The sequence below is a fragment of the Glycocaulis abyssi genome (genome assembly GCF_041429775.1).
In the GTDB taxonomy this organism is placed as follows: domain Bacteria; phylum Pseudomonadota; class Alphaproteobacteria; order Caulobacterales; family Maricaulaceae; genus Glycocaulis; species Glycocaulis abyssi.
Genome location: NZ_CP163421.1, coordinates 2,601,221 through 2,625,409, shown reverse-complemented (window position 1 = coordinate 2,625,409; position 24,189 = coordinate 2,601,221). Strand labels below are relative to the sequence as shown.

The window sequence follows — 24,189 nt, the reverse complement described above, 5'->3', positions numbered from 1 at the left end:
ACAGCGCCCATGGGCTCTCTCGTCACCAGCCGCGATATCGGGCAGGCCGCCCTTGGCGCGATGCGCCGCGAACTTTCCGATTTTGCCAATTTCCTGCCGCCCTACCGCATGCTGTCTCTGGGAGGGGGGTCGGGCAAGCGCACCATCCATCCTCTCGAACCGGTTGCCGGCGGAGATGCCACGCGCGGCGCAGCGCTGCTGGCAGGCCGGTTCACGCTGGGCGGCGAGACGCTCAGCGTACCGGCTGGCGAGAGCGTGTGGGCGCTGCCCGCGCCGTCGCGGGCCTTTGCCGCACGCCTGCACAGCTTTGAGTGGCTGCCCGACCTGTTGGCGGTGCGCGAGGACGATCCCACAGATACGGCCCTCACCCTGATTGATGACTGGCTTTCATGGTTTGGCCGCTGGAACAGTTTTGCGTGGAGCCCGGCCATACTGGCGCGCCGGGTGCGTATCTGGCTGCAGGTCCTGCCGCTGCTGGATGGCGGTGATGACCGCAGCGCCCGCGATACCCGGCTGAAAAGCCTTGTCCGGCAATCCGCCCGGCTGCGGCGCGCCCTGCCCCTGCTGCCGGCCAGCGCCGAGCGGATAGACGCTGCCATCGCCCTGACGGCAGCTTCCATCAGCCTGGAGCTGGGCCAGCGCACACGCCAGGCCGGCGAACGCCAGCTGGCGGCCGATCTCAAATCGCAAGTCCTGCCTGATGGCGGGCATGTCAGCCGCACGCCACTGACCAGCGCGCGCATCCTGGCCGCCCTGGTGCAGCTGGATGCGCTGGCCAACGCGCAGGGGCTGACGCTCGATACCGAAATCAGCCGGGCGATGGACCGGCTGGCGGGCGCGGTGCGCTTCTTCCGCATGGGCCCCAAAGGGCTTGCCAGCTTCCATGGCGGGGGCGAGGGATCGACCCGGCTGATTGAAACCGCGATGCGCGGGCGCGAAAAGGTGAAACCTTTCAACGTCGCGCCCCATTCGGGCTATCACCGCGCCGAGGCGGGCGGCTCTGTCGTCATTCTGGATGCGGCAGGGCCGGCAAAAGGCGTGCACGGGGTGAACGCCCATGCCAGCGCGCTATCGTTCGAATTTGCGCCGCCCGGTGGCCGCCTGATCGTCAATTGCGGCTGGAATGATGACCAGCCGCCGGCCTGGCGCGAGGCGGTGCGGGCCACAGCGGCTCACTCTGCGCTGACGCTGGAGGAAACCTCCTTGGCGCGCCTTATCCGTCCGGGCTGGAAGCGCAATCTGCTGGGCGACCGGTTCGAGACCGGGCCTGATCCGGTGCGTGCGCGCCGCAATGAGGAAGATGTCGGCGTCTGGCTGGAATCCAGCCATGATGGCTACCGGGCCAAGTTCGGGGTCGGCATACGCCGGCGGCTCTTCCTGGCCGTGGATGGCGGCGATCTGCGCGGCGAGGACGGCATTTACCGCCCCGTTGAGGACGGCCCGCCCGATGATCCGGAAAAGCTTCTGAGCTTTGCCATCCGCTTCCAGCTGCATCCCGGCGTGAAGGCGTCTCTTTCGCGCGATTCCTTAAGCGCGCTTCTGGTCCTGCCCAATGGCGATGGCTGGCGTTTCCGCACCGATGGCGGCCCTGTCCGGCTGGAACGCTCGGTTTATCTCGCCAGTGGCCCCAGCCCTGTGCGCTCGACCCAGCTGGTCATCTCCGGCGAGGCAGAATCGTATGGGGGAGGCGAGCGGCCGCCAAACCGTGTAAGATGGGCGTTCCAGCGCCTTGGTCGCGTCGGCGGGGCGTGATAGCCAGACGCCAGATTTGTATGGAGCATTCCCCTCATGTCGGATGAATTCCTTGCGCCGGTACGCCGCGCGCTGATCTCGGTATCGGACAAGACCGGCCTGGTGGCCCGCGCCCGCAAGCTGTCAGAGATGGGCGTCGAGCTGATCTCCACTGGCGGCACGCTGGCAACATTGCGCGAATCCGGGCTGGAGGCGCGCGACGCCGCCGAAGTGACCGGGTACCCTGAAATGATGGATGGCCGGGTGAAAACCCTGCATCCGCGCATTCATGGCGGGTTGCTGGCAAGGCGTGACCGGGAGGATGATCTGGCCTCGATGGACGAGCATGGCATCCCGGCCATCGACCTTCTCATGGTCAATCTCTACCCGTTCGAGGATGCGGTCGCCTCCGGCGCGGACATTGAGGGCTGCATCGCCAAGATCGATGTCGGCGGCCCGGCCATGATCCGCGCTGCCGCCAAGAACCACGTCCATGTCACGGTGTGCGTGGAAGGCGACGATCTGGAAAAAGTCATTGGCGAAATGGAAAAGCATGAGGGGCAGACAACGCTCGCCCTGCGCCGCCATCTGGCCGCAAAAGCCTTTGCCCGTACCGCCGCCTATGACAGTGCGATTGCCGAGCGGCTGGCCGAGGAAACAAACGAGCCGGACAACCGCTTTTTCGCCATTGGCGGCACGCTGTCGCAAGGACTGCGCTATGGCGAGAACCCGCACCAGAGCGCAGCCCTCTATGCCAGCCCTGCGCCCCGCCCCGGCATCGTTTCGGCAAAGCAGCTGCAGGGCAAGGAGCTGTCCTACAACAATCTCGCAGACGCAGACGCCGCGTTTGAGCTGGTCAGCGAGTTTGATGCCGAAGAGCAGGCAGCCTGCGTCATCGTCAAGCACGCCAATCCGTGCGGGGTCAGCGCCGCCGACAAGCTCGCCACCGCCTATGACCGCGCGTTTGCTGCCGATCCGGTGAGCGCGTTTGGCGGTATTGTCGCGCTTAACCGCAAGCTGGACGCCGATACGGCTGATCTCATCGCCTCACACTTCACCGAAGTGGTGATCGCGCCGGAAGCCGATGATGCAGCGATGGAAATCCTCGCCGCGAAGAAGAATGTCCGCGTGCTGGTCACGGGCGGCATGGCGAACCCGGCACAGGCCGCATGGATGGTCAAATCGGTGGCGGGGGGCCTGCTGGTCCAGGCGCGCGATACCGGCCATGTGCTGGCCAGGGATCTCAAAACCGTCACCGAGCGGGCGCCGAGCGAAGCCGAGCTGGCCGATTTGCTGTTCGCCTGGCGGGTGGTCAAGCATGTGAAGTCCAACGCCATCGTCTATGCCAAGGGCGGCACCACGTCCGGCATCGGCATGGGCCAGACGAGCCGGCTGGATGCGGCGGTGCTGGCGGCGCGCAAGGCAGAGCTGGCCGCACAGGAAAATGGCTGGGATGAACCGCGCACACGCGGCTCTGTGTGCGCCTCGGATGCCTTCTTCCCGTTTGCCGACGGGCTGAATGCGGCCATCGAGGCAGGTGCCACGGCCATCATCCAGCCGGGCGGCTCGATCCGCGATGACGAGGTGATAAAGGCGGCCAATGAGGCGGGCCTTGCCATGGTCTTCACCGGCATGCGCCATTTCCGGCACTGATGCTCTGGCGGGCCGCCATTCTGGCGCTCACCGCCAGTGGGCTGACGGCGTGCAGCAATGCGCCTGATACGCTCGAACAGCGTATCGCCATGCTGGAGCCGCATATCAGCGTTCAGATGCCTCAGGGCGCCTCGGAGCCTGTCCCCGCCGTGCTGATGTTTTCAGGCTGTGGCGGGGTGATCTCCGTCCAGCAGGACTATGCGGCGATTGCCAATCAAGCCGGTATTGCGGCGCTGATCGTGGATTCCCATGGCGCACGCGGGATTGGCCGCATGGGTGCGCGCCTGACGGTGTGCAGCGCGGCGCGCCTTCGCGGTGATGCGCGCGCGGGCGATGTCATGGCAGCTCTCGCATATGCGCGCAGCCTGCCGCAGATTGATGCGTCCCGGCTTGCCCTGATCGGCTGGAGCCATGGCGGCTGGACCTTGCTGGATACGCTGACGCTTGCCCATGAGGGTGCGCCGCCTGCCGGGATGGAGGCCCTGCCCGGCAATGCGCTGGAAGGCGTGCGCTCGGTCATGCTGGTCTATCCGTGGTGCGGCTTTCTCAACCGGGCGCGCGGCCATGATGTGCCGGCCTATCCGCCCGTCCATGCCCTGCTGGCGGGCAATGATGTGATTGCCGATCCGCGCGCCTGCGGTGATCTGTTCGAGGCGCAGCTGGAAACGGGCGCGCAGATCGACTGGCAGGTTCTGGCGGGACTGACCCACGCCTTCGATGCGCCCGACGAGCCATTTGATCCGCGCGTGCGCCACGACGCGCAAGGCGCGGCCCATGCACATGACTGGTTTGCTGAGCGTCTGGCGTCCGGCTTTCTGGCCGGTCAGCGTTAGGGCTGGCTGGTCATCAGCAACATACTCGCGCATGGTAGTGGTCAGCGCCGCGCCATACGCACCAAAAAGGGGAGACGCGATGTCAGGTTTTACTGTTGCGCAATGCTGGCGTGCCGGACTGACAGGGCTGGCTGGCCTCATGCTTCTGATAACAGGGCTGACGCTTCCAGGCTGCGGCCAGAACCCGGTTGACCCGGACGCGATATCGCGCACCGGCCCGGTTGTGCTGGTCATCACCGGGGTCGACAGCGCCCATCGTGGCAGCCGTCCTGTCACCTATGAGGGCCTCTATGCCATTTACGGCATCGAGGTGCAGGGCGCGCGCGGATTTACCCGGCCGGAACTGACGGCGATGAGCTGGCGCCAGATACGGGCCGATTTCCCCGTCGGCAGTGCGCCGCGCGTCTTCGATGGCCCGCGCCTGTCCGAAGTGTTGCGCCATGCAGGGCTGGAGGGGGCGAGTGTGCGCCTTACCGCCTTTGACGGGTATGAGGCCGAGGTGCCTGCCGCGCTTATCGCCCGCCATGAGCCCATCCTTGCCCTGCGTGCGGATGGCGACCCGCTGGCCACGGGCGGGCTTGGCCCTGTCATGCTGGTCTGGCCGCGCCTCAACCAGAGCGATCTGGCCGACATGAATGATGATCTGTGGCCCTGGGGCGTGTTTGCCATCACGCCCTATCAGCCGGGCGGCACGCCGTAGCCACCGCGCGGCGCCGCAAGCCATGGCCATGAACCGGGCTGAACCGGGCTGAACCGGGCCTGCTCCAGCCCGCATGCGGCCTGGCTGATTGTCAATGTCACAAAGGCGTTTGCGTTTGCCCGGCAGGTGCCTAAGCTGCACCCACCAAATTTGTGGGGAGCGACATTATGGCAGTTGAGCAAGCGCCAGCGGGCGGGACAAATCTCGTCGATCTTGTGTTCATGGCGGCTGATTTCCTGTGGGGCGGATACTGGGGTGACGAGCAGATTGTCCCCATGGGTCCCATGGTGGTGGTCCTGCTCGGGATTGGCCTTTTCCTGATGATCCGTCTGGGCTTCCGCCCGGTCCTGACCCTGGGCGGCGCGTTCTCCCGGCTGTGGGGCGGACGCAAGGGCGATGACAGCGCTGGTGACATCACACCATGGCAGGCACTGTCCACCGCGCTTTCCGGTCAGGTCGGCACCGGCAATCTGGCCGGGGTGGCCACGGCCATCTCGCTGGGTGGTCCCGGCGCGATCTTCTGGATGTGGATCACCGCCCTGTTCGGCATGGCGCTGTCCTACGCGGAAGGCTCGCTGGCCGTGCGTTTCCGTGAAAAGCACGCCGACGGACACTTCCATGGCGGGCCGATGTACTACATCAAGAACGGCTTGGGCAAAGGCTGGGGCTGGCTGGCGGTGGTGTTCTGCATCGGCGCGCTGTTCTCCGCGCTCGCCACTGGCAACATGATCCAGTCCAACTCCATCACCAACGGCGTTCAGACGGGCACCGAAAACAATATCGCGCGCATCCTGCCCTGCCAGCTTTTGCAGCCCACGGCCAATATCGGCATGTCGGCCTGCGAGGCGCGGCGCATCGTGGACGCCGGGGGCATTATCGAGCTGGACGCAAGCGGGCGGGCCCGCGGTGCACGCGCCGCCGCAGCCGCAGACGCAGCAGAGGCCGCTGCAGCGGCGGCAACCGCCGAAACCGGCCAGGTGATTGACCCTGATGCGGCCATGGCCGCCGAGGCAGCGCCCGGCGCACTCACCGCCGACACGCTGCGCCTGGTGGTGGCGGCCTGGATACCGGGCGCGCTGATCGCGTTTTTTGTCTTCCTGGTGATTATTGGCGGCATCAAGTCCATCGGACGCGTCGCCGGGATCATGGTGCCGTTCATGGCGGCGGCCTATGTGCTGGTCGCGGCCTTTGTCCTTGTCCTGCACATTGAACATGTGCCGGGCGCCTTCATGCAGATATTCGAGTACGCCTTCGGATTTGGACCGGCCGTAGGCGGGCTGGCAGGCTATGCGGTGATGGAGGCGGTGCGTTTTGGCGTCGCGCGCGGCCTGTTCTCCAACGAGGCTGGTCAGGGCTCCCTGCCTATCGCCCACGCCGCAGCCCAGACCAAGAACCCGATCCGTCAGGGCGAGATGGCGATGCTGGGCACCTTCATCGACACCATCATCATCTGCACCATGACGGCGCTGGTGATCCTGGTGGTCGCCGGCCAGTACCCGACCGAGGGCGGCGGCTTCGTCGAATACGCCTGGATGTCGATCGGCGAACTTCAGGATGTCGGCATCACGTCAGCGGCATTCGGGCAGGGCCTGCCGGTGGTCGGCGGCTGGGTGATCGGACTGGCGCTCGCGCTGTTTGCTTTCACCACGCTGATCGGCTGGTCGTACTATGCCGAACAATCGGCCACCTATCTGGTGGGCGACTGGGCCGCCAAGCCGTTCCGCTTCGTGTGGGTGGCCATGGTGTTCACCGGCGCGATCCAGGCCAATGACTTCGTCTGGCGCCTGGGCGATATCGCCAACTCGGCCATGGCGCTGCCCAACCTGCTGGCACTGCTGTTGCTGTCGGGGATGGTGGTCAAGTACACGCGCGACTTCGACAAGAACGGCGTCGTGCCTCCGGCCTGGTTTGGCGATACGGCCAAAGGGCCGGACGGCAAGCCGGTGGCTTCTGCCAAGCCGGAGAGCGGGAAAAGCGAAGAACCCGCCGGGTAATTCAGGGAGCGGGCAGTGCTGCGGCCACCAGATGGTCCAGCACTGCCCATTTCTTGTAGCCGCGTGCGGCGTCATCCGCACCGTGCCAGGCCGCTCCCAGGGCGGCCTTTTCTTTTGCGTCCAGCGCCGCCACCGGATCAAGGCAGATGCGGATGGTGAAAAGGACCGCGCCGCTGTCTTCGAGTTTCGTGATCGTCTGGCGTTCCACCCGCACATGCAGCAGGGCTTCGGCCTCGCCCGGCTTGGCCGCCAGCGCGCGTGCGCGCAAGGGGGCGCCGTCCGGCGTGAAACGGTCATCACCCGCCTGCAGGGTCCAGTTGAAGCGTTCGAGCACCTGTCCGGGCCGGACATGGTCGAACACGCGGGCAATGCGGGTGGCCAGCTGGTCCCCGCCGGGGACGGGCTGGTGGAGTGCGTGCAGCGTCTTTCCCGCCGCATGAGGCAGGGAGAAGAAGGTGGGCGAGGTAAGCACGGCCGCGCCCACATACCAGCCAGCCCTGCCCGGCATCATCACCACCAGATCATCGCTGACATGATGGGCGAGCTGCCATAGGGCGGGCGGCCCCTCCTCCGGCTCGGGCGCGTCCATGCCGGCGTCATGCAGATGGCCGGTGGCCAGCAGTGCCGCTTCACGCGCAGCGGGGCCAGCGCCGGACGCTTCGAAACTCGTCAGGGCGAAGTCTGCCAGCAGCGCCCGGCGCTCTGGCAGGCTGTCTGCTTCTGTATCCGGGACCAGCCAGGTGTCAGGAGCAATGGGCTTGAGGCCGACAGCAAAGCGTGGCGGGCCATCGCGCCAGGGCGTGTGGGGCGGGCGCGGGCTGCTCACCAGGGCTCGCCGGCAATCCAGCCTGCGATCCAGACCAGAACCAGCCCCAGCACGATGCCCACCGCATCTACCGCCCAGTCATAGAGCGACATTGAGCGGTTGATGAAAGGCAGGGATTGCAGCAGCTCAATCAGCCCGCCATAGGCCAGAAGAATGAGAAACAGCCATATCCGGCGTAGCTGTGGCCAGGCCGCACGGGCCAGCATGGTCAGCACCACAAAGGCCATGAGATGGTTGACGACATGCCATCCAAGCGCCGCAGGCGGGTTGGCGTATCCGGGCCATAATGCAAAAACGCAGGTGACGAGAAACGCCGCAATAAAGAGCCAGTGCCAGAAGGGGCGGAAGAATCCGGCGAGTTCTGCCGCCCAGCGCACTTGAGGGCTACGGTGCCCCTCGCCTAGGGTACCGGCCTTATCAGCTGAGGACTTGTTTAACATCATGACGCTTTCACTGCCCGACACGATTCGCGCTTCCGGCACGCCCCGTTCTGACTGGTCCCGCGAAGAGGTCAAGGCGATCCATGATGCGCCGTTTGCCGATCTGATGCATGCGGCGGGCGAGATCCACCGCCTCCACCACCGGGCAGGCGAGGTGCAGAAGAGCCAGCTTCTCTCCATCAAGACGGGCGGCTGCCCCGAAGATTGCGGGTATTGCAACCAGTCTGCCAAGTTCGACACAGGGCTTAAAGCCTCCAGGCTGATGGACACGGATACCGTGCTGGAAAAGGCGCGCGCGGCCAAGGCAGGCGGCGCGACACGCTTTTGCATGGGCGCGGCCTGGCGCTCACTAAAGACACGCGACGAGCCGAAAATCTGCGAGATGATCGAGGGGGTAAAAGCGCTCGGCCTTGAGACCTGCATGACGCTTGGCATGCTCGGAAAGGGGCAGGCCGAACGGCTGAAAGAGGCCGGGCTCGACTATTACAACCACAATCTCGATACCTCGCCGGAATACTACGAAAAGATCATCACCACCCGCACCTGGGAGGACCGGATAGAGACGCTGGACCGGGTGCGCGGCGCGGGCATCAAGGTGTGCTGCGGCGGCATTATCGGCATGGGCGAAGGGGCGGAGGACCGTATTGGCCTTCTGACCGAGCTGGCCCGGCTGGACCCGCACCCCGAAAGCGTGCCGATCAATCATCTGGTGCCAGTGTCCGGCACGCCGCTATCCGGGTCGGCTCCGCTGGACGGGCTTGATTTCGTGCGCGCCATCGCCACCGCCCGGATCATCATGCCGCTCTCGGTTGTGCGCCTGTCTGCGGGCCGCGAAGGGATGAGCCGGGAGCTGCAGGCGCTGTGCATCCTGGCCGGTGCCGGATCGATTTTCGTCGGCGAGGAGTTGCTGACCACGCCCAACCCGTCTTTGACGCGCGATGCGCAGATGTTCGAGACGCTGGGGCTGGAGGCGCGTTAGGGTCTTGTCTGACCTGACTTGTGTCAGGCCGCACGCTCTAACTTTTTATCTTGAGCGCAATTTTTCCGAAAACCGGTGCCCACTTTTCGGATTGCGCTCTAGGGTCTTGTCTGCCCCGTGCCAAACACCTGGTATTTCCAGCTGGTGAGCTGATCGGCGCCCACTGGTCCGCGTGCATGGATGCGGCCCGTGGCAATGCCTATCTCTGCGCCGAAGCCGAACTCGCCGCCGTCTGAAAATCCGGTCGAGGCATTGTGCATGACAACGCCGGCATCCACGCGGGCGAGGAAGGTGTGCGCTGACGTCTCGTCGCCGGTGATGATCGCCTCGGTATGGCCAGAGCCATGGCGGGCGATATGAGCCAGCGCGCCCTCTACCCCGTCCACCACCGCCATGGAGACGATGGCATCGAGATATTCGGTGTCGAAATCTTCCGGGCTCGCGGGCGTGACAGACGGGGCGAGCGCCTGCACCGCTGCGTCACCACGCACTTCGCACCCGGCTGCCTGTAGTGCCGATACGAGGCGCGTCACCATCGCTTCGCCAGCCTGCCGGTCGATCAGCACGCATTCAGCCGCATTGCACACGCCGGTGCGGCGCATCTTGGAGTTCACTACCAGGCGTTCGGCCATGTCCGCGTCCGCTGCGCCGTCCACATAGACGTGGCAGAGCCCATCGAGATGGCCGAGCACCGGCACCCTCGCCTCTTCCTGCACACGTTTGACCAGCGCCTTGCCGCCGCGCGGAATGACGAGATCCAGCGCGCCATCCATCCCGGCCAGCATGTCACCGACATAGGCGCGGTCGGTGGACGGCGGCGCGATGATGATGGCTTGCGGCAGGCCCGCTTCGCGCAAGCCGCCTCGCAGAGCATCCAAAATCGCCGCCACGCTGGAGGCCGCGTCCGATCCGCCGCGCAGCACCACCGCATTGCCCGAGCGCACGCACAGGGCCGCCGCATCCGCCGCCACGTTGGGGCGGCTTTCAAAGATGACGCCAATCGCGCCGATGGGGACACGCACTTGCGACATCACAAGGCCGTTGGGCCGTGTCCAGCGCGTGATCTCGCGCCCTATCGGGTCGGGGTGACGGGCGACGGCGCGGATACCCTCCACAATGCCATCAAGCCGCTGTGGATCGAGGCGCAGCCGGTCCAGCATGGCACCGCTGGTGTCATTGCTTTGAGCGCGGGCCACATCATCCGCATTGGCAGCCAGCACACTTTTCGAAGCTGCCTGCAGCGCATCGGCCATGGCGGCAAGCGCGGCGGTGCGCCTGTCCGCGCTTGTGTCTGCCAGCGCGCGTGCGGCGGCACGAAGCTCTGCGCCCGCGCGGCTTGCCCAATCAGGCTGATATTTGCTCATCCCTGATCCTCCAGCACCAGATCGTTGACATGGATGGCCGCCACGCCCCGGCGATAGCCCAGCACCGCTTCGATATCGGCGGATCGCAGGCCGGCAATCCGGCGCAATTCCTCTGCTCCGTAGGCGGAAATTCCCTTGGCGAGCACCGCGCCATCACCGCCCGCCAGCGCCACTGTTTCGCCGCGCGAGAACTCGCCTTCTACCCGCGCAATCCCGGCAGGCAGCAGGCTCTTGCCGGACCGCACGGCGCGCGCTGCGCCGTCATCGAGATGCAGTTTTCCGCGCGGAGCTATCGCACCGGAAATCCAGTTGCGCCGGGCATTGGTGCGCGAGGTCTCCGGCGCAAAGACCGTGTGCGGCGCGCCTCTGCTCAGCCTGTCCAGCGGATCATCTTCGGCGCCGGCTGCGATGATGGTGGCAATGCCGGCCCGCGCTGCGATGCGCGCAGCCGCAATCTTGGAGGCCATGCCGCCGGTACCGGTACCGGCCCTGCCCGGCTCCCCGCCCAGCGCCTCGATCTCCGGCGTGATGGCGGCCACATGGGCAATCAGCTGCGCGCCGGGAACACGGGACGGATCAGCGCTGTAAAGCCCGTCCACGTCCGACAACAAGACCAGCAGGTCGCCATCGCACATCTGCGCCACGCGCGCGGCCAGCCGGTCATTATCGCCATAGCGCAGCTCGGCGGTGGCGACCGTATCATTCTCGTTGATGACGGGCAGTGCGCCGGCGGCGAGCAGCGCATCCAGCGTGGCGCGGGCATTGAGCCAGCGGCGTCGGCTTTCCATGTCATCAAAGGTAAGAAGCGCCTGCGCGGCGGGCATGCCATGGGGTTCCAGCGCGGCATTCCACGCCATCATCAGGGCGGTCTGGCCTGCGGCTGCGGCCGCCTGTTTCTGGTCGAGCGCCAGCTTGCCGGCGGGCAGGTTCAGCCGCTTGCGGCCCAGCGCCACAGCGCCGGAGGATACCAGCACGGTTTCGATGCCGCGCGCACGCCAGCGCGCCAGCGCTCCGCCAATCGCCTCGAAACGGGCCGTGTCCGGGCCGCCCGTATGCGCATCAATGAGAAGGGAGGAACCGATTTTCACGACGGCGCGGCGCGCACCGGAAATCAGCTCGGATGCGGACGCAGCCACGGCACATTATCCTTCAGACCCGATAATCCGGGACACCATATCGCAGGCGCAGCATTGCGCAATGAGGAGGGCTAGCGCCCGGCCTCCAGCTCCTCGCGCAGCATTTCCAGCTCCAGCCAGCGCTCTTCCTTGGCTTCGCGCTCTTCGCTGGCCTTCGCCAGTTCGCCGCTGGCGGCATGAAAGCGCTCCGGATTGCGTGAGAACAGCGCCGGATCGGCCAGCTCGGCTTCCAGCTTGGCGATTTTACTCCCCAGAGCCTCGATCTCGCCGGGCAGGGTTTCAAGCGCATGCTTGTCCTTGAAGGAGAGCTTGGCGCGCTGCTGTGGCGGCGCTGAGGCCGGTGATTTCGCAGAGGCTGGTGCGGCCGTCTGCTTTTGCACAGTTTCCTGCTGGCTGCGCGCGCGCACGCCCTCACCGCGCTGGACCACCATGTCGGAATAGCCGCCCGCATAGACCTGCCAGTTCCCATCGCCTTCATAGGCGATAACGCGGTTCACCGTGCGATCAAGGAAATCGCGGTCATGGCTGACCAGCAGCACGGTGCCGGCATAATCGGCAATCAGGTCCTGCAACAAATCGAGCGTTTCCAGATCAAGATCATTGGTCGGCTCGTCGAGCACCATGACATTGCCGGGCAGGGCCAGCGCGCGGGCCAGCATGATGCGGGCGCGCTCGCCTCCGGACAAGACATGGACCGGCGTGCGCGCCTGTTCGGGGCGGAACAGGAAATCCTTCATCCAGCTGGCGATATGGCGCGTCTGGCCGTTGATCTCGACATGGTCGCCGCCCCCGCCGGTCAGCGCCTCGGCGAGTGTCCAGTGGGGTTTGAGCTGCGCGCGCTTCTGGTCCAGCTGGGCGATCTGCAGGCCCACACCCAGCTGCACAGTGCCGGTATCGGGTTCGAGATTGCCCACCAGCATGTTGAGAAGCGTGGTCTTGCCCGCGCCATTGGGGCCGACAAAGCCGATGCGCTCGCCGCGCTGGATACGGATGGAGGCATCGTGCACCACCACACGGTCACCGAAACGCTTGGAGATGTTCTTTGCCTCGACAACGCGCTTGCCGGATTGCTCGGCATCAGAGGCTTCCAGATTGGCTACACCTTGCGGGCCGGAATGGCTGCGATAGCGGGCTTTCAGGGCCTTGAGCTCGTCCACGCGGCGGACATTGCGCTTGCGCCGGGCGGTAACGCCATAGCGCATCCAGTCTTCCTCGCGCGCGATCTGGCGGGCGAGCTTGTGCTGTTCGAGCTCTTCTGCGGCCAGCACCTCGTCGCGCCAGTCCTCGAAATGGGCAAAGCCCTTGTCGAGCCGCCGGGCGATGCCCCGGTCCAGCCAGACGGTGGCGCGGGAGAGGTTTTCCAGAAAGCGCCGGTCGTGGCTGATGAGTACAAGCGCGCTTTTCGTGCGCGAGAGCTCCTCCTCCAGCCACTCGATAGCCGGCAGATCGAGATGGTTGGTCGGCTCGTCGAGAAAGAGAATGTCGGGTTCAGGTGCCAGCGTACGGGCCAGCGCCGCCCGGCGCGCCTCACCGCCTGACAGGCGGGCCGGGCTTTCCTCGCCGGTCAGCCCCAGCGCTTCGAGCAGCATACGCGCGCGCCAGGGATCATCGCCCGGCGTCAGCCCGGCCTCGACATAGGCCAGTGCGGTCTCGAATCCGGACAGATCCGGCTCCTGCGGCAGGTAGCGCACCGTCGCGCCCGGATGGAGGAAGCGCTCGCCTGCATCTGCCTCGATCAGCCCGGCTGCGATCTTCATCAGGGAGGATTTGCCAGAGCCGTTCCGCCCGACAAGGCAGATGCGCTCACCGGGCGCGACGATCAGCTCCGCGCCCGTGAGCAGGGGCGTGACCCCGAAGCTCAGGCTTATATCCTGCAAAGTGAGAAGCGGTGGCGCCATGATGGTGTGTGCGATAACGCAAAGCGGTTGGCCTGTCAGCGCCCTTGCGCTGCCCTGCCGTAGCGCGCGATGCTTGCCCTTGGGCAGGCTGGAGGAATGCGTTTGGCCTTTTACCGCAGACGCCGCCGGATATTGATGGCCACCATTATCGTCAGCGCCCTTGTCGGCGGGCTGGCGATGGGCTGGGTATGGTCGACCCGCAACCCGTTTGAGCTGACCCTGCAGGAGCTGGGGCAGGCCGCCGGACATTCCTATATTTACGGCTATCCGCTGGTGCTGATGGATGAGACCCGGCGCGATGTGATCGAGCGGGGCGGGCTGCCGCCCAACCGGCTGGCGCATATACGCAGCCTGCCGGAGGCGGGGTTTACGGCCGTGGTGCGCCCCAATGTCGATACGCTGTATTCGCTGGCCTGGCTGGAGCTGGGCAGCACTCCCATGCAGCTGGACATCCCGGCCATGGACGGCCGCTACTGGCTGTTTCAGGGCATGGATGCGTGGACCAATGTCTTTGCCGATCCGGGTGTGCGCACGCTGGGCGATGGCAGTGTCAGCATACTGATTGCCGGGCCAGACTTTGAGGGCAGCGCGCCGGAAGGCATGACGCTTTACCGCTCGCCAACCCGTATGGTCTGGCTTCTGGGCCGGATCGAGATCAGCGGACCGGATGATCTGCCAGCCGTGCACCGGCTGCAGGACGGATTACGGCTCTACCCGTATCGCGCCATGCCGGGAGGCCATGGTGTGACGCTGGAGCGGCCAGCGTCCGCATCAGCGCTACCTGCGCCGCCAGCCAGGGTGGCCGAAATGGATGCGCCGGACTTCTTCGACCGGCTCGGCCAGCTAATGGTGGACAATCCCCCTGCCGAAACCGATCGCGAGGCGCTGGCCCGGATGCGCGCGCTCGGCGCTGGCCCCGGCGAAAGTGCCGACTGGTCCGAATACGGCATACTGGCCATGCAGGTGGTGCTGCGCGGCGTAGCGGCAGCGCGCGAACGTCTGGCGGAAGGGCCGTCGCGGGCCGCAGGGTGGGTTGTTCCCGATGACCATATTGGCCGCTATGGGAGCGATCATGCCTACCGGGCCGGGGTAGCGCTCTATGGCCTTGGCGCGAACCTGCCTGAAGACGCTGTTTATCCCTCTGCCAGCACCGATTCATCTGGCGAGCCCTTGCAGGGCGGGCAGCGCTATCAGATCCGGTTTGAAGCCGAGACCATGCCCCCGGTCAACGGATTCTGGTCGGTCACGCTCTATGACGCCGACGGATATTTCATCGCCAATGAGGCGAACCGCTACGCACTGACGAGCCGGGACGCGCTGGTGGCCGATGAGGATGGCAGCATCACGCTAGACATTCATTCCGGACCGCCAGAAGAGGGCCGTGAGGCGAACTGGCTCCCCGCACCGCAGAGTGGCAATTTCACCCTGCTCGCCCGCCTCTACTGGCCGCAGGAGGCCGTGCTGGACGGTGAGTGGACGATGCCGCCCGTGGAGCGGCTGGACTGATCATTCGGCAGCGCGGGCAACCGGCTCTGCTGCGCTGGCGGTGCCTTTTGCCTTGCGGAAGCGCAAATGCCCGTCTTCGAGGCGGCCATAGCGGATGGTCAGCATGTCCTGCACATAGTTCTGATAGGTGCGCCAGGGCGCTTTGGTCCCCTGCCGGGGCAGGTGTGGCAGGGCGCGCTGGACATAGCCGGACGAGAAATCGAGCAGCGGCGCCAGCTCGATATCCGTTGGCGGTACCGGCACGCAGTAATCATGGCCCTGCCGCTCCATGTGGTTCAGCAGGCGGCAGACCCGCTCAGCCGTGAGATCGATCTTCAGCGTCCATGAAGCATTGGTATAGCCGAACGCCAGAGCGGCGTTGGGAACACCGGAGAGCATCATGCCGCGATAGGTGATCTTGTTGGCAGGTACCACGCTCTCGCCATCCACGCTGATATCCATGCCGCCACCGACCTGCATTTCCAGCCCCGTCGCCGGGACGATGAGATCAGCCTCGATCAGCTCGCCGGATTTCAGGCGGATGCCGCCCTTTTCGAAGCGTTCGATATGATCGGTGACGATGCTGGCCTTGCCGCCCTTAAGGGCCGCGAAGAAATCGCCATCGGGGGCGAGGCAGAAGCGCTGGTCCCACGGATTATAGCGGGGCGAGAAGTGGCGCTCGACATCGAAATCCTCGCCCAGCTCTGCGCGTATCGCCTTGATGACGCCGCGCTTCACAAAGTCCGGCCAAACGCGCGACAGCTGGAAGAAGAACATGGATAGCGCAATATTCTTCACCCGCGAGAGCGTGTAGGCGAGCCGTCCGGGCAACACCTTTCGCAAGGCGTCGGCCACAGCGTCGCGTGAGGGACGGGCTGCGATATAGCTCGGCGAGCGCTGCAGCATGGTCACATGTGCGGCTTTCTCCGCCATGGCTGGCACCAGCGTCACCGCCGTTGCGCCAGAGCCGATAATCACCACGCGCTTGCCCGCATAGTCATGGCCTTCAGGCCATTTCTGCGGGTGGATGATTTCGCCAGCAAAGTCCGCCAGCCCCTCAAATTCGGGCATATGGCCCTGCTCGTAGCGGTAATAGCCCGAACAGATCATCAGGAAACGGGCGGTGAGCGCCTGGCGGCCTTCCGGCCCTTCCATCGCCACCGTCCAGCGGGCTGTCCCGCTATCCCAGCTCGCCGATATGACGCGCGTGTCAAAGCGGATATGCCAGTCAATCCCGGCCTCACGCGCGGTATCGGTCACATAGCGGCGAATGCTCGGCCCGTCGGCAAACACCTTGCCGTCCACCCAGGGGCGGAAATTATAGCCGAACGTGTACATGTCAGAGTCGGAGCGTATGCCGGGATAGCGGAAGAGATCCCAGGTGCCGCCAATCTGCGCGCGGGCCTCTATAATGGCATAGCTCTGGCCGGGTGCGCGGTGCTGGAGATGCCAGGCCGCGCCAATGCCGGAAATCCCGGCCCCGACGATCAGCACGTCCACGCTCTGCGCTTGATTATCCGCCATGACGCATTGTCTCCGAACCCTCGGCCTGAAGAAAAGTGAACACTGTTCACTTCATTCTGGCAAGAGGCTCAAAGGTCAGCCGCACCCCAGGCGCTGGCCCATCGCATCAAGACTGCCACGCGGCCGCCAGGCCGCCATCGCCTCGAAAATCATGCAGCGCTGGGCGTCATCGAAGCGGGTGTCGGCAGCGAGATCGGCTTCGAGCCGTTCAAAACTGTCCGTACCCGCGATGCGCTCCTGTCCGTTGTCGTCCGGGCTGTCAAAGCGCATCAGGACACCGCCCTCATCCCAGCGCTCCCAATAGGGCAGGTTAGTGGGTCCGCCCGTGCCCGGCTCGCCCGTGCGGGCAAACTCGGCCCAGTACGCGCCCATGGCGGCGGCCAGCGCTTCGCGCCCGCTGGCGTTATTGTTGTTGAACATCGCCCCATCGAGGCGGCCGAAAAAGTCGAAATGGTTGAAGACGAACGGTATCTCGATGGCGTGGGCTGCGCCCAGAAGATGGGACAAGTCCATCACGAAAAGCGCCCGGCCCTGCTCGTCCCAGTCAAACCGGTAAGCCCAGACATCGCCATGTCCGCCGGACTGCATGAGGCTCGCAGACTGGTCCACCGCGAGGATGCGCCATACCCGGCTCTGATAGTCCGAGATGGCGTCATAGAAGGCTGCGTCCCGGCTGATAAGGATGACGCCGAAATAGCGCTTCACCAGATCAGCGCTGAAGAGATTGAACAGCTTCATCTCGTCCCGGTTGGTGCCGGTGATGACCGGAACCGCGTTGAACGTGTCGGGTGAGGCAAAGGCGTTGGCGAGACCATCGCGCGGGATCGTCACCCCGTCCTCGATCATGCGCGGCAGGTTGAGGAAGGGCGCGCCATCCTCCCCGCGATAGGCGTTGAAGACGGTCTCCAGATCAGCGCTGCGCAAGGCGGCGGCATTATAGCCGTCACCCGCGATGCGAAGCGCGATCTCGTCTGATGTATTGGACTGGCCGGGTTCGGCCCCGGCGGCCGCTTCCCAGCTGACACTGTCAAAGCTGCCCGACTGGATGATGGCCCGGTGAAACAGGCCCGACGCCAGCGGCGAGGCCAGCAGGCCGGCCACATTATGTCCGCCTGCGCTCTCGCCAAAAATGGTTACATTGCCGGCATCGCCGCCGAACCGGGCCGCGTTCTCCCGTACCCATTCCAGCGCCGCGATCTGGTCCAGAAGCGCGAAATTGGCCGCCGCGTCGCGTGGATCGGCGGCATCATTGCGGATGGCGTCATGCGCGAAGAAGCCCAGCGGACCCAGCCGATACTGGATCGCCACCACGACCACATCCTGGTCTTTTGCCAGCTGCGCGCCGTCATACTGTCCGGCAAAGCCCCAGACATTGGCCCCGCCATGAATCCAGACCATGACCGGACGGTCAGCATTATCCGCGCTTGCGCCTTCGGGCGCATAGACGTCGAGGCGCAGGCAGTCCTCGCTGCCAACGAGCTGGCCGGGTGTGACGCCCGATGATGCCTGAAGGGCGCTGGTAAATTGCGGGCAGGGCTCAGGATGGTCCAGGGCCTCGAAGCGGCCATTGAAGGCAGGGGCAGGACGCGGCGCGCGCCAGCGCAGATCGCCTTCAGGCGCGGCGGCAAACGGCACACCGCGCCAGGCCCACGCGCCGGGCGAATGCTGGAAGCCGATCAGCTCGCCCTGCTCCACCGTGCGAAGGGTTGCCTCCAGCGGTTCGGGCGGGCGCTGCTCTGCGCTGCCTGTACAGGCCGATACCGCCAATGCGCCCAACACACCCAGCCATATATGCCGCATGAAACCCTCCCCGATTTTCAGTTCGCGAATGAGGGTAGAGCGTGCGCGCGCGCTCCTGCAAGCGCATTCTGGCGCTATCCGGTTTTAGGAATGTTCACCAGCCGCACCCAGCCGGTCTTCTTGTCGCGCACCACGATGATGCGGGCCGGATCGAGCCCTGCAACATCGCGGCCCGTCTCCTTCAGCATGGCGATGGATGCCGCGCGCACGGCTGCATCGTCCGTCTGCGGAGCAAGATGCACAGAGCCGCGCTTCTTGCCGCCCTCCTGCACCACGATCTCGATAGTCTCGACAGCGGCGCGCAGCATGTCGGCATCAGCCTTTGGCCAGTCAGCATGGAAGACACTGCCCGTCTGCCCGGCGCGCTCCCATAGCTCCTCGGCCATGTGTGGCGCGAAAGGCGCCAGCACACGCAGGAAGGTCAAAAGTCCGTCCCTGGTGACAGGCTGGCCCTCTGCCGCGTTGAGGAATTTCATCAGTTCGGCAATGGCGGTGTTGAGGCGGAGATTCTCCAGATCCTCCGTCACCGCCTCGACCAGCTTGCCGGTGGCGATGGTGACGGCAGATGCTTCTTCTGCAGCCGGAGCGGCGATGCCGGACAGGGCGTAATTCCAGACCCGGCGCAGGAATTTGAGCGACGCTGCGGCCTTCTCGGTTTCCCAGACGCGCCCGCCCTCCACAGGTCCCATGAACATCAGGCAGACCCGGAAGGCGTCCGATCCGTACTGCGCCACCACATCGTCAGGCGTCACCACATTGCGCAGGGATTTCGACATTTTCGCGCCAATGCGCTCAACGCGATCACCTGTCGGGACGTGGACAAACTCGCCTTCGCCGCGCTCCTCCACCTCGTCGACGGGCAGGATCACGCCGCGCGCATTCTGGTAGGCAAAGGAGGTCAGCATGCCCTGATTGACGAGCTTGCTGAACGGCTCGGCCGTCGAGATGATGCCGAGATCATGCAAGGCCAGATACCAGAAGCGCGCATAGAGCAGGTGCAGCGTCGCGTGCTCGGCGCCGCCTACATAGAGATCAACCGCCCCCCATGCTTTCTCCTTGGACGGATCAACCAGCGCATTTTGGTTCTTCGGATCCATGAAGCGCAGCGGATACCAGCACGAGCCGGCCCATTGCGGCATGGTGTTCAGCTCGCGCCGTCCCTTCATGCCGGTTTTCGGGTCGGTGACCTCCACCCAGCCGGGCGCGCGCGCCAGCGCCGGCGCGTCATAGCTTGTCGGCTTGTAGTCATCGACATGGGGCAGGGTCAGCGGCAGCTCTGACACATCAAGGCTGGTGCGCGTGCCGTCTTCCCAATGGATGATCGGGATCGGCTCGCCCCAATAGCGCTGACGGGAGAATATCCAGTCACGCAGATTATAGCTGACAACGCGCCTGCCGAGATCGCGGTTTTCAAGGAAGTCGGCAACCGCCTCGCGCGCGTCGCGCCAGCGCTGGCCTGCGCTGTAGAGGCCGGCCTCGGTCCCGGCTGGCGGGTCGAGCATGATACCGTCTTCGGTCCAGCAGGCTTCGCCCTTCAGCACGGCCTGACGCTCAGGGACATCCGCACCCGGATCAATAACCGGCACGACAGGCAGGCCATACTTCTTCGCGAAGGCAAAGTCGCGCTCGTCATGGGCTGGCACGCCCATCACCGCGCCAGTGCCGTAATCAGGCAGCACGTAGTCCGCGACGAAGATCTGCACCTTCGCGCCCGTTACCGGGTTGATGGCGTAAAGACCTGAAGGCACGCCCGTTTTCTCTGCATCCACCGTGCGGTCGAGATCGGATTTGCGCGCGGCCGCTTCGCAATAGGCATCCACATCCGCGCGGTGGCTGGCAGGCACCAGACTTGCCACCAGCTTATGTTCCGGCGCCAGCGCCAGGAAGGTGACGCCCGCGAGCGTATCGGCGCGCGTTGTAAACGTGGTGACGGTTTCGCCTGAACCATCAATCGCAAAGCGGATTTCCACGCCTTCAGACCGGCCGATCCAGTTGCGCTGGCTGTCCTTGATGCCTTCGGGCCAGTCCAGCCCTTCAAGGCCCGCCAGCAAACGCTCCGTATAGGCTGTAATGCGCATCTTCACCTGGCGGATCGGCACGCGCACCACGTCAAAACCCTGCTCGGACTTGCCGTCAAACACCTCTTCATTGGAGAGGATGGTGCCGAGCTCGGCGCACCAGTTGACTAGCGCATCGTCGAAATAGACCAGACGGTGCGCATCCTGATATTCCTGAATGGCGAGCTTGCCCGCCGCCTTCACATCATCAGGGATGGGCAGTTCGCGAATAGGGCGGGCCTTGTTCTGGTCCTTGTCGAACCACGCCTCGTACATCTGCACAAAGATGAACTGCGTCCATTTGTAATAGTCCGGCTTTGACGTCGCGATCTCGCGATTCCAGTCATAGCCCAGACCCAGCAGATCCATCTGGCGGCGGAAGGTCTTTATATTCTTCGCGGTGGAGACTTCCGGGTGTTCACCGGTCTTTATCGCGTGCTGCTCGGCGGGCAGGCCAAAACTGTCCCAACCCATCGGGTGGAGCACGTTGAAGCCCGCCATGCGCTTGTAGCGCGCCACGATATCGGTCGCGAGATAGCCCACCGGATGGCCGACATGCAGGCCGGACCCCGACGGGTAGGGAAACATGTCGAGCACGTAGAAGGTCTTGTCGCCCGGCTTCGGGTCTGGCGTGCGATAGGTGTCCCGCTCAGCCCAGAGCTGGCGCCATTTGGTTTCAATCGCGGTGAAATCGTAGGTGTCGGACACGGGCGGGCAACCTTCCTTGAAAACAGGCGAAGCGGCGGATGAACCGCCGCTTCTACTAGGCTCCAGCGTTTCTGGCAAAGCCCTAACGGGCAGCGCCTGTCTCAGGCCGCGCTGGCCTGCTCGAAGCGGGTAATGGCATCCTCGCGCGCAAGGAGGAAGCCGAGCGCATCATGGCCTTCAATCAGGCAGGTGCGCGCAAACGGCTCCAGCGTGAAACCGGCGCGCACATTGCCGCTGGTAACGCTCATATCGGGAAGGCTGACAACTACTTCCTCGCCGGTTCGCTCCAGAAGCGCTGCGTGCGCCTCGGCATCAATCTCGGCCACGACCAGCCCGTTATTGGCCGCATTGGCCTTGAAGATATCGCCCGCACGCGTGGTGATGACGGCGCGCACACCAAAGTCCCGCAAGGCCCAGGGCGCATGCTCGCGCGAGGAGCCACAGCCGAAATTATCCCCCGCGATGAGGACAGAATGGGTGGCCGTCTCGACAACGTTGAGCGGATGGTCTGTCACATTGCCGTCGGCGTCGAAACGCCAGTCGCGAAAGCAGGCATCGGCCAGCGCGCCGCGCTCCGTGGTGGTCAGGAAGCGGGCCGGGATGATCTGGTCAGTATCGATATTGTGCTCATGCAAGGCAAAGCTGCGCGAGCGGATTTCACTTATCGGTTCACGCTGCACCACACATCTCCATCATTTTTCGCGGATCGGTAATCGCACCAGCGACAGCCGCAGCCGCAGCGGTCGCCGGGCTTGCCAGCACCGTGCGCACGCCGGGCCCTTGACGGCCGGCAAAGTTGCGGTTGGAGGTCGAGACGACCAGCTCCCCCGGCCTGCCGCTATCGCCATTCATGGCGATACACATCGAGCAGCCGGGTTCGCGCCATTCAGCCCCTGCGGTGCGGAAGATGGCGTCGAGGCCTTCGGCCTCTGCTGCCTTGCGCACGCGCTCTGAGCCCGGAACAACCAGCATGCGCACGCCGGGCTTCACATGGCGTCCAGCCATGATGAAGGCGGCCTCGCGCAGATCGGACAGGCGCGCATTGGTGCACGAGCCGACAAAGACGGTGTGAACCGCCTCGCCCATCAGGGTTTCGCCGGGGGTAAAGCCCATCCATGCGAGCGCTTTCACATCGTCGGCCGTTCCCGGAGCCGGAACCATCGCGTCCACGGGCGCAGCCATGTGCGGGGATGCGCCCCAGGTGACCATCGGGGCAAGGCGGCTGGCATCGAGACGCACCTCGCGGTCAAAGCTGGCACCGGGATCGCTGCGCAATTGCTTCCATTTCAGTCGGGCCGCCTCGAAGGCCGCCCCCTTGGGCGCATACTCGCGGCCTGACAGCCAGGCGAACGTCACCTCATCAGGCGCGATCAGACCGGCGCGCGCGCCCGCTTCGATCGACATGTTGCAGACCGTCATGCGCCCTTCCATGGAGAGCGCCTCGATGGCCGGGCCGCAATACTCGATGACGTGGCCCGATGCGCCGCCCGCGCCGAGCTTTGCAATGATGGCAAGGATCAGATCCTTGGCACCCACCCCATAGGGCAGGCGGCCATCGACATGGACTTTCATCGTCTTCGGCTTGCGCTGGAGCACGGTCTGGGTGGCCAGCACGTGGGCGACCTCCGTCGTGCCGATGCCAAAGGCCAGAGCGCCAAACGCGCCATGGGTGGAGGTGTGGCTGTCACCGCAGACAATCGTCATGCCGGGCTGGGTCAGGCCCAGCTCCGGCCCCATCACATGGACAATACCCCGGTCTGAACTGCCCCAGCCCGCCAGCGGAATGCCGTGGCGGGCGCAGTTTTCCTCCAGACGCTCCACCTGGTTCTTGGCAGCCGGGCTGATATAGGCCGGGCGCTGGCCTTTCCTGCGCGGCGTGGTGGGTGTGGAATGGTCGAGCGTGGCGAAGGTACGCTGCGGCGCACGCACCTTCAGCCCCCGCTCGTCCAGCATCGCGAAAGCCTGCGGGCTCGTCACCTCATGCACAAGGTGAAGGTCAACATAGAGCATGGCCGGTGCCTCGGGGCTTTCCGGCATAACGATATGACTGTCCCACAGCTTGTCGAACAGCGTGCGCGGTTCAGACGGCGATGCGCGTTCCATTATCGGCTTCCTTGTCAGTAGTGGTGGCCGGGACCGGCTCCAGCCAGTTCCAGCGGTCGGGCGTGCGCCCCTCAAACAGGCCGAAGAAACGGTCCTGCAGGCATTTGGTGATCTCGCCGGGGCCGCCTGCACGGGTGGGCTTGCGGTCGACCGAGCGCACCGGGGTCAGCTCGACCGCCGTGCCGGTGAAGAAAATCTCGTCGGCGAGGTAGAGAATTTCGCGCGGCAAGGCTTGCTCGACAACTTCAATGCCTTCGGCCTTTGCCAGCTTGATGATGCTGTCGCGGGTAATGCCCTGCAGGATGGACGAGGCCGCCGGCGGGGTGAGGATGCGGCCATCCTTTACCGCGAAAATATTCTCGCCCGCGCCTTCGGAGAGGCGTCCTTCCGTATCAAGACCAATGCCCTCGGCAAAGCCGTTCAGCTTGGCTTCGCGCGAGATAAGGAAGCTGGAAAGATAATTGCCGCCCGCCTTGGCACCGGTCGGGGCCGTGTTGGGCGCAAGCCGGTTCCAGGAGGAGACGCAGACATCCACACCTTTTGTGCGGCCCTCGTCTCCGAGATAGGCCCCCCAGGGGAAGGCGGCCATGTAAATCTCGACCGGCGGCAGGGTCAGCGGTGCAACACCGATCGAACCATAGCCCAGGAACGCCACAGGACGGATATAGGCCGAACGCAGATTATTGGCGGCCACGGTTTCCAGACAGGCTCTGGTCAGCGCTTCGGCGTCATAGTCGAGCGAAATGCCGTAGATCTTGGCCGAATCCACCAGGCGCTGCATGTGGTCATGCACGCGGAAACCCATCGGCCCGTCCGGCGTGTCGTAGACGCGGATACCCTCAAACAGCGAGGTGCCATAGTGCAGGGCGTGGGTGAGCACATGCACCTTGGCATCCTGCCAGCGTATAAGCTGGCCGTTGTGCCAGATGTGTTCGACTTCCTGAATGCTCATCGGCGT

18 protein-coding genes are annotated in these 24,189 nt (G+C 64.9%); 7 read left to right on the top strand and 11 right to left on the bottom strand.

Annotated features, from left to right (window positions below):
• The first annotated feature begins 9 nt into the window (after positions 1-9).
• The 5 genes from AB6B38_RS12655 to AB6B38_RS12635 all read left to right on the top strand — a co-directional run bounded on the left by AB6B38_RS12655 (position 10) and on the right by AB6B38_RS12635 (position 6,911).
• Positions 10-1,752, top strand: coding sequence for a heparinase II/III family protein (locus AB6B38_RS12655; RefSeq protein WP_371393233.1), 1,743 nt, complete (start codon positions 10-12; stop codon positions 1,750-1,752).
• Between the two features lie 36 nt (positions 1,753-1,788).
• Entirely contained in the window at positions 1,789-3,384 is a 1,596-nt protein-coding gene (gene purH, locus AB6B38_RS12650) for a bifunctional phosphoribosylaminoimidazolecarboxamide formyltransferase/IMP cyclohydrolase (RefSeq protein WP_371393232.1), read from the top strand.
• Complete coding sequence (locus tag AB6B38_RS12645; RefSeq protein WP_371393230.1) at positions 3,384-4,217, top strand: dienelactone hydrolase family protein; 834 nt, start codon at positions 3,384-3,386, stop codon at positions 4,215-4,217. The genes purH and AB6B38_RS12645 overlap by 1 nt, the downstream gene beginning before the upstream one ends.
• A 79-nt stretch (positions 4,218-4,296) precedes the next feature.
• Positions 4,297-4,917 (top strand): hypothetical protein, encoded by a 621-nt coding sequence (locus AB6B38_RS12640; RefSeq protein WP_371393229.1) that lies wholly within the window; start codon positions 4,297-4,299, stop codon positions 4,915-4,917.
• A gap of 167 nt (positions 4,918-5,084) precedes the next feature.
• Complete coding sequence (locus AB6B38_RS12635; protein WP_371393228.1) at positions 5,085-6,911, top strand: alanine/glycine:cation symporter family protein; 1,827 nt, start codon at positions 5,085-5,087, stop codon at positions 6,909-6,911.
• Position 6,912: 1 nt separating this feature from the next.
• Here AB6B38_RS12635 and AB6B38_RS12630 read toward each other — a convergent pair whose 3' ends face one another.
• Positions 6,913-7,737: a heme-dependent oxidative N-demethylase subunit alpha family protein gene (locus tag AB6B38_RS12630; RefSeq protein ID WP_371393227.1), complete on the bottom strand. Its 825-nt coding sequence runs from the start codon at positions 7,735-7,737 to the stop codon at positions 6,913-6,915.
• A complete protein-coding gene (locus tag AB6B38_RS12625; protein WP_371393225.1) occupies positions 7,734-8,114 on the bottom strand; it encodes a VanZ family protein in 381 nt (126 codons plus the stop codon). Before AB6B38_RS12625 ends, AB6B38_RS12630 begins: the two co-directional genes overlap by 4 nt.
• A gap of 64 nt (positions 8,115-8,178) precedes the next feature.
• On the opposite strand from AB6B38_RS12625, the gene bioB reads away from it, so the two are divergent.
• Entirely contained in the window at positions 8,179-9,156 is a 978-nt protein-coding gene (gene bioB / locus AB6B38_RS12620) for a biotin synthase BioB (protein WP_371393224.1), read from the top strand.
• 98 nt (positions 9,157-9,254) lie between these two features.
• On the opposite strand, the gene AB6B38_RS12615 is transcribed toward bioB, so the two are convergent.
• From AB6B38_RS12615 to AB6B38_RS12605, 3 genes are all read right to left on the bottom strand, one after another.
• Positions 9,255-10,520, bottom strand: a complete 1,266-nt coding sequence (locus AB6B38_RS12615; RefSeq protein WP_371393223.1) for a glutamate-5-semialdehyde dehydrogenase — start codon at positions 10,518-10,520, stop codon at positions 9,255-9,257.
• Positions 10,517-11,656 (bottom strand): glutamate 5-kinase, encoded by a 1,140-nt coding sequence (proB, locus tag AB6B38_RS12610; RefSeq protein WP_371393222.1) that lies wholly within the window; start codon positions 11,654-11,656, stop codon positions 10,517-10,519. Before proB ends, AB6B38_RS12615 begins: the two co-directional genes overlap by 4 nt.
• Before the next feature lie 71 nt (positions 11,657-11,727).
• Positions 11,728-13,554 (bottom strand): ABC-F family ATP-binding cassette domain-containing protein, encoded by a 1,827-nt coding sequence (locus AB6B38_RS12605; protein WP_371393221.1) that lies wholly within the window; start codon positions 13,552-13,554, stop codon positions 11,728-11,730.
• 135 nt (positions 13,555-13,689) lie between these two features.
• Between AB6B38_RS12605 and AB6B38_RS12600 the strand changes: the two genes are divergently transcribed.
• Positions 13,690-15,060: a DUF1254 domain-containing protein gene (locus AB6B38_RS12600; protein WP_371393220.1), complete on the top strand. Its 1,371-nt coding sequence runs from the start codon at positions 13,690-13,692 to the stop codon at positions 15,058-15,060.
• Here AB6B38_RS12600 and AB6B38_RS12595 read toward each other — a convergent pair whose 3' ends face one another.
• From AB6B38_RS12595 to AB6B38_RS12570, 6 genes are all read right to left on the bottom strand, one after another.
• Positions 15,061-16,563, bottom strand: a complete 1,503-nt coding sequence (locus AB6B38_RS12595) for a flavin-containing monooxygenase (RefSeq protein ID WP_371393219.1) — start codon at positions 16,561-16,563, stop codon at positions 15,061-15,063.
• A 75-nt stretch (positions 16,564-16,638) separates the two neighbouring features.
• Complete coding sequence (locus AB6B38_RS12590) at positions 16,639-18,363, bottom strand: carboxylesterase/lipase family protein (protein ID WP_371393218.1); 1,725 nt, start codon at positions 18,361-18,363, stop codon at positions 16,639-16,641.
• Between the two features lie 74 nt (positions 18,364-18,437).
• Positions 18,438-21,128, bottom strand: coding sequence for a leucine--tRNA ligase (leuS, locus tag AB6B38_RS12585; RefSeq protein WP_371393217.1), 2,691 nt, complete (start codon positions 21,126-21,128; stop codon positions 18,438-18,440).
• 101 nt (positions 21,129-21,229) lie between these two features.
• Complete coding sequence (gene leuD / locus AB6B38_RS12580) at positions 21,230-21,808, bottom strand: 3-isopropylmalate dehydratase small subunit (RefSeq protein WP_371393215.1); 579 nt, start codon at positions 21,806-21,808, stop codon at positions 21,230-21,232.
• On the bottom strand, positions 21,798-23,231 hold the full coding sequence (leuC, locus tag AB6B38_RS12575; protein ID WP_371393214.1) for a 3-isopropylmalate dehydratase large subunit: 1,434 nt from the start codon (positions 23,229-23,231) through the stop codon (positions 21,798-21,800). Before leuC ends, leuD begins: the two co-directional genes overlap by 11 nt.
• Entirely contained in the window at positions 23,209-24,183 is a 975-nt protein-coding gene (locus AB6B38_RS12570) for a branched-chain amino acid transaminase (RefSeq protein ID WP_371393213.1), read from the bottom strand. Before AB6B38_RS12570 ends, leuC begins: the two co-directional genes overlap by 23 nt.
• Between the last annotated feature and the right edge of the window lie 6 nt (positions 24,184-24,189).

What these genes read in the sequence shown, in the direction of transcription:
- AB6B38_RS12655 (WP_371393233.1), top strand. Translation starts at nt 10, where the DNA reads ATGGGCTCTCTCGTCACCAGCCGCGATATCGGGCAGGCCGCCCTTGGC.
- purH (WP_371393232.1), top strand. Translation starts at nt 1,789, where the DNA reads ATGTCGGATGAATTCCTTGCGCCGGTACGCCGCGCGCTGATCTCGGTA.
- AB6B38_RS12645 (WP_371393230.1), top strand. Translation starts at nt 3,384, where the DNA reads ATGCTCTGGCGGGCCGCCATTCTGGCGCTCACCGCCAGTGGGCTGACG.
- AB6B38_RS12640 (WP_371393229.1), top strand. Translation starts at nt 4,297, where the DNA reads ATGTCAGGTTTTACTGTTGCGCAATGCTGGCGTGCCGGACTGACAGGG.
- AB6B38_RS12635 (WP_371393228.1), top strand. Translation starts at nt 5,085, where the DNA reads ATGGCAGTTGAGCAAGCGCCAGCGGGCGGGACAAATCTCGTCGATCTT.
- bioB (WP_371393224.1), top strand. Translation starts at nt 8,179, where the DNA reads ATGACGCTTTCACTGCCCGACACGATTCGCGCTTCCGGCACGCCCCGT.
- AB6B38_RS12615 (WP_371393223.1), bottom strand. Translation starts at nt 10,520, where the DNA reads ATGAGCAAATATCAGCCTGATTGGGCAAGCCGCGCGGGCGCAGAGCTT.
- AB6B38_RS12605 (WP_371393221.1), bottom strand. Translation starts at nt 13,554, where the DNA reads ATGGCGCCACCGCTTCTCACTTTGCAGGATATAAGCCTGAGCTTCGGG.
- AB6B38_RS12600 (WP_371393220.1), top strand. Translation starts at nt 13,690, where the DNA reads ATGGCCACCATTATCGTCAGCGCCCTTGTCGGCGGGCTGGCGATGGGC.
- AB6B38_RS12595 (WP_371393219.1), bottom strand. Translation starts at nt 16,563, where the DNA reads ATGGCGGATAATCAAGCGCAGAGCGTGGACGTGCTGATCGTCGGGGCC.
- AB6B38_RS12590 (WP_371393218.1), bottom strand. Translation starts at nt 18,363, where the DNA reads ATGCGGCATATATGGCTGGGTGTGTTGGGCGCATTGGCGGTATCGGCC.
- leuC (WP_371393214.1), bottom strand. Translation starts at nt 23,231, where the DNA reads ATGGAACGCGCATCGCCGTCTGAACCGCGCACGCTGTTCGACAAGCTG.
- AB6B38_RS12570 (WP_371393213.1), bottom strand. Translation starts at nt 24,183, where the DNA reads ATGAGCATTCAGGAAGTCGAACACATCTGGCACAACGGCCAGCTTATA.